Consider the following 9,235-nt stretch of genomic DNA (forward strand, 5'->3'; position numbering starts at 1 on the left):
TCTGCATCTCCGGTGACACCATGTCTGCTGGCAATTGCGTTTGCGGAGGGCGATAGCCGGGGCGGAAGAAATTGAATACCGATGGCGCGCCCATGGGCGTTTGGCCAAGTCCCGTTCCAGGGTCGGCTGACTCCGCTGCTTGATAGAAAGGCATGACGCCACCGCTGACGTTCTGCTCATAGGTAAAGCTGTGATGAGGAATGGCGCGCAACAAGTGGGCAAAGCGCAGCACCGGCTCGCGCAGCTTGCCGTAGGCCTCCAGGGCGTTGCCGTCAGGGATGCGTGCCTCCTTGTGGAGCAGGATGGCCTTGACGACGGCTTTGATGTTGCCGTGGTTGGCCCGAAATACGTGGGCGATGTCAGCAACGTACTGTGCGCTAGGGTTGCTGGTCACCAGTCGCTGTATCAGTTGCTTGCTGATAAAGGGCGCTGTATTGGGATGATTGGCCAGGCGGTCCAGCGCCAACTGGATGCTGAGCGCCGGGTTGGCCGTTGTTTGCGGGGGGACGGTGATGCCCAGGAACTGTTTGGCAGAAGTCGAGTGGAAGTTTGGGTAAGCCGACATGTTGGTGTAATCCAGTTCGGCATCGTTGCAGTTCGGCGTGCGCCAGAAGCATTCTGTTTCGGGCAGGCTGGCTTTGTTTGCTGGCCGGTACCAGCTGTATCCGGTGAACACTTTGGCCAGTCCGCTGATATCGCTGGCGGAGTAGGTTTCTGTCGGCAGGCCGTTGACTTTGATGGGATTGGCGCTGTCGTCCAGTTCATACAGCCCGATTGTGAACAGCTGCATGATTTCCCGCGCGAAGTTCTCGTCGGGCACGCGGCCGATTGTCGGGTCTTCCTTGCGATTGGACAGGTGGGACAGGTACAAGCCCATCGCTGGGTGCATGGCGACGGCTTCTAGCAAGGTTCTGAAGTCTGCATCGGCGTTGTTCGTCAGCATGTCCAGGTAGCTTGCCAAGGACCTGCCGCTTTCCACCGACGTAGACGACACCACAAAGATTTCCGACAAGGCAAAGGCCACGCGTTGACGCAGCTGAGCAGGATCCTTGATGGCGTGGGTCCACCAACTGAACGTGAGCTGCCCGGGGTCCGGTTTGCTCAGATTCAGCGCGCTCGCTGCAGCGACGACGGTGTCCAGATGGCTGGTCTGCAAATGCATGTCGTACTGTTCGTCAATCCATTTGCTGTAGCCAATGGCCTTGACGCGTGCGACGTCGTCCTGAGAAGGGCCGAAAGTGGCCTGGGTCAGAAAGCGGTATGCATCTGACTCTGAACTGGGCGCCAGGCTGGCGCTCACCAACATGTCCGATGAGGAGCCCGAGTCAGCAGTCGATGTGTTGCCCGAGCCATTGCCCCCGCCGCATGCGAGCAACATGAAGGATAAGCACAGCGCTGTAGCCATGGTGCGCTGGCGGCCCCAGGTGCCAGGCTTTTCTACCTGTGGGCGGATGAATCGACGCATGAACATGTGCAGTTGAAAGACCAGTGTGGCCATGACTCGGCGCTTGCTGATGAACGAAGGCATGAGCGCGTGCACTGACCGGGAGAACACAATTTGCCATGCGTCCGCACTGGACGTCTTGCGTCCATATTGCATTTTTGTAAGCGAAGGAAACCCATTGCCCATCAAACAAGGAACGTTGTGATTTTCATCACAGTGCAGATGAGCGGGCATTTGGGCTGGCGATCCATTGCGTGGAACGTGAGCCTCAATCCGTCAGCGCCGAGCGAGCCGTGTGCGACTCACAACACAGGCGCCAAAGCCCTCTGCGCTTGCTCATGTGAGAGCCCGGTTCTCAGCGCCCAATCTTCAAGCTGATCGCCTGCAATCTTGCCGACATTGAAGTAATCCGCTTCAGGATGGGCCATGTAGAAGCCGCTGACCGAGGCGGCAGGCATCATCGCCAGGCTTTCCGTCAGGTGCATGTGGATGTCATGCGCTTCCAGAACCCGGAACATGTCCTTCTTGACCGTGTGATCCGGGCAGGCCGGGTAGCCAGGTGCCGGGCGGATGCCGCGGTACTGCTCCTTGATCAGGGCGACGCTGTCGAGTGCTTCGCCGCCCGCATAGCCCCAGAACTCCTTGCGCACGCGTTCATGCATGCGCTCGGCAAAGGCCTCGGCCAGACGGTCGGCGAGGGCCTTGAGCATGATGGCGGAGTAGTCGTCTTCGCGGCCCAGGAACTCGGCTTCTTTCTTCTCGATGTTCAGACCGGCTGTGACGGCGAACATGCCGATGTAATCGGGCTTGGCTTCGCGAGGCGCGATGAAGTCGGCCAGTGAACGGTTGGGGCGCTTCACCCCGTCCACGACAGGGCGTTCCGTCTGCATGCGCAGCGGGCACCAGCTCATCAGCACTTCGCTGCGGGACTCATCGCGGTAGATCTCGATGTGGTCGTCCTGAACGGTGTTGGCCGGGTAGAGCCCGATCACGCCATTGGCCGTGAGCCAGCGGCCTTCCACGATCTTCTTGAGCATGGCCTGCGCATCGGCGTAGACCTTCTTCGCTTCTTCGCCCACGACCTCGTCTTCCAGGATGGCAGGGAAGGGGCCGGCCAGATCCCAGGTCTGGAAGAAGGGGCCCCAGTCGATGTAGGCAGCCAGTTCACCCAGGTCATAGTTGTTGAACACGCGCCTGCCGATGAACTTCGGTGCCTCAGGCGTGTAGGTGGCGAAGTCAGCCTGGTGCTTGTTGGCGCGCGCCTCGGCCAAGGACACCATGGGCGTGGCCTTCTTGTTGGCGTGCTGTTGGCGTACGCGTTCGTAGTCGGCGTTCAACTCGGCGATGTAGGCGGCTTGACGCTCGGTGCTCAGCAGTTCGGAGCACACGCCCACGGCACGAGAGGCATCGGGCACATAGACCACCGGGCCGCTGTAGTTCGGCGCGATCTTGACGGCCGTGTGCACGCGCGAGCAGGTGGCGCCACCAATCAGCAGCGGGATCTTGCGCGAGCGGAAGTACTCGTCGCGCTCCATCTCGGCGGCCACGTACTGCATTTCTTCCAGCGAAGGCGTGATCAGGCCGGACAGGCCGATGATGTCGGCGCCCACTTCCTTGGCCTTGTCGAGGATGTCCTTGCACGGGACCATCACGCCCATGTTGACCACCTCGAAGTTGTTGCACTGCAGGACCACGGTCACGATGTTCTTGCCGATGTCGTGCACGTCGCCCTTGACCGTGGCGATCACGATCTTGCCCTTGGCCTTGGCATCACCGCCGCCCTCGATCAGCAGCTTCTTCTCTTCTTCGATGTAAGGCAGCAGATGGGCCACGGCCTGCTTCATCACGCGGGCCGACTTCACCACCTGCGGCAGGAACATCTTGCCGGCGCCAAACAGGTCACCCACGGTGTTCATGCCGGCCATCAAAGGGCCTTCGATCACGTGCAGCGGGCGACCGCCGCCGGCCTTGATCTTTTGATAGCACTCTTCGGTATCGACCGTGATGAAGTCGGTGATGCCATGCACGAGCGCGTGGCTCAGGCGCGCTTCGACGGTGGCGGGGTGCTCGGCCGTGCCGCGCCATGCCAGCTTGGCCGAGTCGTCCTTGGCCGAGCCCTTGACCTGCTCGGCAATGGCCAGCAAGCGCTCGGTGGGCGTCAGGCTGGTGTCTTCGCCGTCCTTGAAGACCGGCTGGCGGTTCAGGACGATGTCTTCCACCAGTTCGCGCAGATGGGCGTCCAGGTCGTCATACACGCCCACCATGCCGGCGTTGACGATGCCCATGTCCATGCCCGCCTGGATGGCGTGGTACAGGAACACGGTGTGGATGGCTTCGCGCACTGGCTCGTTGCCGCGGAAGCTGAAGGACACGTTGGACACGCCGCCCGACACCTTGGCGCCGGGCAGGTTCTGTTTGATCCAGCGCGTGGCGTTGATGAAGTCCACGGCGTAGTTGTCGTGCTCTTCAATGCCTGTGGCGATGGCGAAGATGTTCGGGTCGAAGACGATGTCTTCTGGCGGGAAGCCAACCTCATCCACCAGGATACGGTAGGCACGCTCGCAGATCTCGATCTTGCGGGCGTAGGTGTCTGCCTGACCTTGTTCATCAAAGGCCATGACCACGGCCGCCGCACCATAGCGCTTGACCAGCGTAGCCTGGTACTTGAAGTTGTCGACGCCTTCCTTGAGCGAGATCGAGTTGACGATGCCCTTGCCCTGGATGCACTTGAGGCCCGCTTCGATCACGTCCCACTTGGACGAGTCAATCATGATGGGCACGCGCGCGATTTCAGGCTCGCCGGCGATCAGATTGAGGAAACGCACCATGGCGGCCTTGCTGTCGAGCATGGCCTCGTCCATGTTGATGTCGATGATCTGGGCGCCGTTTTCGACCTGTTGGCGCGCCACGGACAGGGCATCTTCGAATCGCCCCTCCAGGATCATGCGCGCAAAAGCCTTCGAGCCAGTCACGTTGGTGCGTTCGCCCACGTTGACGAACAGCGTGCCCTGACCGATGTGAACCGGTTCCAGGCCGGACAGGCGCATGGGGGATACGTTGGAGGAGGGCGGGGTGCCGGCAGAAGCGGCGGCGTGAGGGCGGGCGGACTCGGTCATGGCCGGCATTTTACGAGGCCCCGAGGGCTGAACGAGCCCCAACAAGCCCTAAATGCGTGGCCCAGAAAGTGGAAAGGGCGCGGTGCTTGTGGCACCGTGCCCCGAGGCGCTGTCGACCTACCCGATCAGGTAGCGTGCAGCAATTGCCTTAAACCTTGAGCCTGATGTCAGGCCTTCAGCATATTGTAGAGCTCGTCTTTGAGGGAAACGCGCTGCTGCTTCTTTTGTTCCAGTTCACTGCTGGAGCCATGCTCCACGCCGGTTTCGAGTCGAACAATGGCTTTGTCCAGATCTTCGTACTCACGTTCCAGCTTGGCGAAATGCGTGTTCGATGTCTTCAGCGAGTGGATCTTGTCCTTGAATTCAGGGAAGTCCTTGGCCAGCGGGTGGTGATCTTGAATCATTCGTATGTCCTCTCGTTCTCAATCCGTCAGCGTTTATCGCGACGACCTCATCTTGGGGTTAGCACGAGGTTCAAGCCTTGCGGTAGATCAAGCCTTATGGCCGGGTGTGAGGAACACGCTGTCGATATCGAAGGTGCTGCTGCGGCCGATCTGGTCGCGGTGTGCTGCCAGCCAGTTGTGGGCCGCCTTGTGGCCCAGGTGATGCAACTCCTGCAAGAAGGCCCAGTCAGTATTGAACTTGCTGGAGGCGTTGTAAGGCAGCATGCCGGCATCGTCGGCCACCATGTGCATATGCAGGTTTTTGTAGCGGCCAGGATCCAGCTTGTCTTCCTTGAGCAGCTTCTTGACGAAGGAGATGGCCCGCATCTCGCCAATCAGGCTGGCATTGAAGGTGATCTCGCTGAGACGGTCGATGATGTCGATACTGCGCGTGGGGTTGTCATCGCGGCGCAGCGGGTTGATGCGCACCAGCATGACGTCACTGAGATCGGTGTTGTAGATCAGCGGATAGAGCGCAGGGTTACCGGTGTAGCCACCATCCCAGTACGGCTCGCCATCGATCTCGACGGCCTGGAACACGAAGGGCAGGCAGGCTGAGGCCATCAAGGCATCGAGCGACAACTCTTCGGCCGTGAAGACGCGTGCTTGGCCGGTATGCACTGACGTGGCAGTGACGAACAGCGGCACACCGCAGTGCTGGCAACCTGTGTGCAGGGCATCTACGTCCACGTGACGGCGCAGCACGTCCTTGAGTGGATTGAGGTTGAGCGGGTTGAATTCATACGGGCTGAACGAGCGCATGAACAGATTCAGCCATTGGTAGGCGGGGAACTGATCGAAGTTGAACTGGTTCTTGATCAAGCCGTTGGACTGGATGGTCAGAGGCGAGAACAAAGGGCCATGCTGGCTGACATCACGCCAGAAATCGTGCAGCCCTCTTTGCGCTTGTTTGCGCGCCTGAGATTCGCTACCTTGTTCGAAGCCCTTCGCGTAAGCGGACAACAGGACGGCCCCATTGAGTGCACCTGCGCTGGTACCTGACAAACCAGCGAAGTCCAGGCCGTCGTCATCCAGCAGGCGATCCAGCACGCCCCAGGTGAAGGCGCCGTGGGAGCCGCCGCCTTGCAAGGCCAGGTTGACGCGAGGTCGGCCGCTGTGTGTCGAGGAGGATGGGGGCGAGGCGGTCTTGCCGGTCTTGGGCTTGGCGCTATTTTTTGTGCCCGTTTTTGTCGCGGTTTTCCTGGCTGGGCGCACCTTGGTCTGGCTGGCGCTGGCCGATGGCGCTTTTTTTCTGCTGGCGGGGGGCTGACTTGTCATTGTTGCAGTCTAGTCGCAATTGCTGCGCTGCAGCAAAGTGTGGCGATGGGGCGTACAACATCACCCGCAGGGGGGATCAAAAATATTCGCAAAGGTACTGTACAAACATCCAGGCTTTGCCATAATGGCGCTCAAATTCAACAACCCGCACCCACGGAAACATACGGAGTCACGCACATGGAAGTCACCAACAAGTCCGCCCTCAGCGCAGAAAAAGCCAAGGCCCTGCAGGCTGCTCTGGCCCAGATCGAAAAGCAGTTCGGCAAGGGCTCCATCATGCGTCTGGGCGAAGGCGAAGTGGCGCAAGACATCCAGGTGGTGTCCACCGGTTCGCTGGGTCTGGACATCGCTTTGGGCGTGGGTGGTCTGCCTCGTGGTCGCGTGGTTGAAATCTATGGCCCTGAATCCTCCGGCAAGACCACGCTCACGCTGCAGGTCATCTCTGAAATGCAGAAGCAAGCTGGCGTGTGCGCCTTCATCGATGCCGAGCACGCTCTGGATGCCCAGTACGCCCAGAAGCTGGGTGTGAACCTGCAGGATCTGCTGATTTCTCAGCCCGATACCGGAGAGCAAGCCCTGGAAATCGTGGACGCGCTGGTCCGTTCGGGTTCGGTTGACTTGATCGTGGTGGACTCGGTTGCCGCCCTGACACCCAAGGCCGAATTGGAGGGTGAAATGGGTGACTCCTTGCCCGGCCTGCAAGCTCGCTTGATGAGCCAGGCCTTGCGCAAGCTGACCGCCACCATCAAGAAGACCAACTGCATGGTCATCTTCATCAACCAGATCCGCATGAAGATCGGCGTGATGTTCGGTAGCCCCGAAACCACCACGGGCGGGAATGCCCTGAAGTTCTACGCGTCCGTGCGCCTGGACATCCGTCGCATCGGTTCGATCAAGAAGGGCGACGACATCATTGGCAACGAGACCAAGGTCAAGGTCGTCAAGAACAAGGTTTCGCCCCCCTTCAAAACCGCTGAATTCGACATCCTCTACGGTGAAGGCATCAGCCGCGAAGGCGAAATCATCGACCTGGGCGTGACCGCCAAGATCGTGGACAAATCGGGCGCCTGGTACGCCTACCAAGGCGAGAAAATCGGCCAAGGCAAGGACAACGCCCGCGAATTCCTGCGCGAGAACCCTGATCTGGCACGCGAGATCGAAAACAAGATCCGCGAGTCGCTGGACATCGCTTTGCTGCCGGCTGCTGTGGCCGATGCTGGCGAATAACTCCAGGCCGGGTATGCCTGGCCTGTCGCTCAAGGGCCGGGCGCTGAAGTACCTGGCTGCCCGCGAGCATTCTCGGGTTGAGCTGCGGCGCAAACTGGCACCCCACGCGGAATCAGCCGAGCAAATCGAACAGGCGCTGGACGAACTGGAAGCGCGCGGTTTGCTGTCCGCCCAGCGCTTTGCGGATTCCATGCTCCACCGCAAGGCGGCCAAGTTCGGCGCCGCGCGCCTACAGGCCGAACTGGCTCAGCACCAGTTACCGCCAGACATCGCACGCGAGGCCACCCAAGTCTTGCGCGAAACCGAGTTCGAGCGCGCTCACGCCCTGTGGGTGCGTCGCTACGGTGAAATCCCTGAGACGCCTGAAGACAAAGCCCGCCAGATGCGCTTTCTCGCAGGGCGCGGCTTCTCCGGTGAGGTGATTCGCCGCGTCGTTCGTGGCGAAGGTTTCACACATTCCTGATCTTCCCGCCCGTCTTGTCATCAAGCCTTTTTGTGTTCAAGGCCTGCGGTGCTATGCTGGTTGCTGCACTGCAAACAAGTCATCCTTGTGCGCGGGCGCTTCCCGTCAAGGCCTGATCGGCTGCGGCGGTTTTTGTCATGTTCGGTCAGAACGCAAAACCTTCTGCGAGTTCCCCCATGAAGATTCATGAGTACCAAGGCAAAGAGATCCTGAGCCGATTCGGTGTGCCAGTCCCACGAGGAATCCCGGCATTTTCTGTAGACGAAGCGGTTGCTGCCGCGCAGAAACTGGGTGGCCCTGTGTGGGTCGTCAAGGCCCAGATTCATGCGGGTGGTCGCGGCAAGGGCGGTGGCGTGAAAGTCGCCAAGTCCATTGAAGACGTCAAGCGTCTGGCAGGCGAGATCCTGGGCATGCAGCTCAAGACCCACCAGACCGGCCCCGAAGGCCAGAAAGTCAACCGTCTCTATATTGAAGACGGCGCCGACATTCAAAAGGAATACTACGTGTCCGTGGTCACCGACCGCGGCACCCAGAAAGTCGCCTTCATCGCGTCCAGCGAAGGCGGCATGGACATCGAAGAAGTCGCCCACAGCACACCTGAGAAGATCATCAAGGTCTTCGTGGATCCGCTGGCCGGCCTGACAGATGCTCAGGCCAAGGAAATCGCCGACGGCATCGGCATGCCGGCAGATTCGACCGCCCAGGCCACCGACATCTTCAAGAAGCTCTACCAGTGCTACATGGAGACCGACGCTTCCCTGGTCGAGATCAATCCCCTGAACCGCGACGGCAAGGGCAATGTCATCGCCCTGGACGCCAAGTTCAACTTTGACGCCAATGCCTTGTTCCGTCATCCCGAGATCGTGGCCTACCGCGATCTGGACGAAGAGGATCCCGCCGAAATCGAAGCCTCCAAGTTCGATCTGGCCTATATCCAGCTCGACGGCAACATCGGCTGCCTGGTGAACGGTGCCGGTCTGGCCATGGCCACGATGGACACCATCAAGCTGTTCGGCGGCGAGCCCGCCAACTTCCTGGACGTCGGCGGTGGCGCCACGGCCGAGAAGGTCACCGAAGCGTTCAAGATCATGCTGAAGAACCCGGACGTCAAGGGCATCCTGGTGAACATCTTCGGCGGCATCATGAAGTGCGACACGATTGCTGACGGTGTGATCACCGCCTGCAAGGCTGTGAACCTGAGCGTGCCTCTGGTTGTCCGCATGAAGGGCACCAACGAAGACCTGGGCAAGAAGATGCTGGCCGA

At 60.1% G+C, this 9,235-nt stretch carries 7 protein-coding genes; 3 read left to right on the plus strand and 4 right to left on the minus strand.

Features of this window, described 5'->3' with window-relative positions:
* The 4 genes from EPO09_RS01100 to EPO09_RS01115 all read right to left on the minus strand — a co-directional run.
* Window positions 1–1,528 (minus strand): DUF1800 domain-containing protein (locus EPO09_RS01100; protein ID WP_290639326.1); only part of this gene is annotated, 1,528 nt, incomplete at its 3' end.
* A gap of 218 nt (window positions 1,529–1,746) precedes the next feature.
* A complete protein-coding gene (metH, locus tag EPO09_RS01105; RefSeq protein ID WP_290639338.1) occupies window positions 1,747–4,491 on the minus strand; it encodes a methionine synthase in 2,745 nt (914 codons plus the stop codon).
* Between the two features lie 236 nt (window positions 4,492–4,727).
* A complete protein-coding gene (locus EPO09_RS01110; RefSeq protein ID WP_290639328.1) occupies window positions 4,728–4,964 on the minus strand; it encodes a DUF465 domain-containing protein in 237 nt (78 codons plus the stop codon).
* A gap of 87 nt (window positions 4,965–5,051) precedes the next feature.
* Window positions 5,052–6,281, minus strand: a complete 1,230-nt coding sequence (locus EPO09_RS01115) for a patatin-like phospholipase family protein (RefSeq protein ID WP_290639330.1) — start codon at window positions 6,279–6,281, stop codon at window positions 5,052–5,054.
* A 177-nt stretch (window positions 6,282–6,458) separates the two neighbouring features.
* Between EPO09_RS01115 and recA the strand changes: the two genes are divergently transcribed.
* From recA to sucC, 3 genes are all read left to right on the plus strand, one after another.
* Window positions 6,459–7,508 carry a recombinase RecA gene (recA, locus tag EPO09_RS01120; RefSeq protein WP_290639332.1) on the plus strand — a complete coding sequence of 350 codons (1,050 nt, stop codon included), beginning with the start codon at window positions 6,459–6,461 and terminating at the stop codon, window positions 7,506–7,508.
* Complete coding sequence (recX, locus tag EPO09_RS01125; RefSeq protein ID WP_290639334.1) at window positions 7,495–7,971, plus strand: recombination regulator RecX; 477 nt, start codon at window positions 7,495–7,497, stop codon at window positions 7,969–7,971. Before recA ends, recX begins: the two co-directional genes overlap by 14 nt.
* A 176-nt stretch (window positions 7,972–8,147) precedes the next feature.
* Window positions 8,148–9,235, plus strand: a 1,088-nt coding sequence (gene sucC / locus EPO09_RS01130; protein WP_290639336.1) for an ADP-forming succinate--CoA ligase subunit beta, incomplete at its 3' end; no start/stop codon positions are given.

The sequence above is a fragment of the Aquabacterium sp. genome (genome assembly GCF_004297345.1).
Classification (GTDB): Bacteria; Pseudomonadota; Gammaproteobacteria; order Burkholderiales; family Burkholderiaceae_C; genus Aquabacterium.

What these genes read in the sequence shown, in the direction of transcription:
- metH (WP_290639338.1), bottom strand. Translation starts at nt 4,491, where the DNA reads ATGCGCCTGTCCGGCCTGGAACCGGTTCACATCGGTCAGGGCACGCTG.
- EPO09_RS01110 (WP_290639328.1), bottom strand. Translation starts at nt 4,964, where the DNA reads ATGATTCAAGATCACCACCCGCTGGCCAAGGACTTCCCTGAATTCAAG.
- EPO09_RS01115 (WP_290639330.1), bottom strand. Translation starts at nt 6,281, where the DNA reads ATGACAAGTCAGCCCCCCGCCAGCAGAAAAAAAGCGCCATCGGCCAGC.
- recA (WP_290639332.1), top strand. Translation starts at nt 6,459, where the DNA reads ATGGAAGTCACCAACAAGTCCGCCCTCAGCGCAGAAAAAGCCAAGGCC.
- recX (WP_290639334.1), top strand. Translation starts at nt 7,495, where the DNA reads ATGCTGGCGAATAACTCCAGGCCGGGTATGCCTGGCCTGTCGCTCAAG.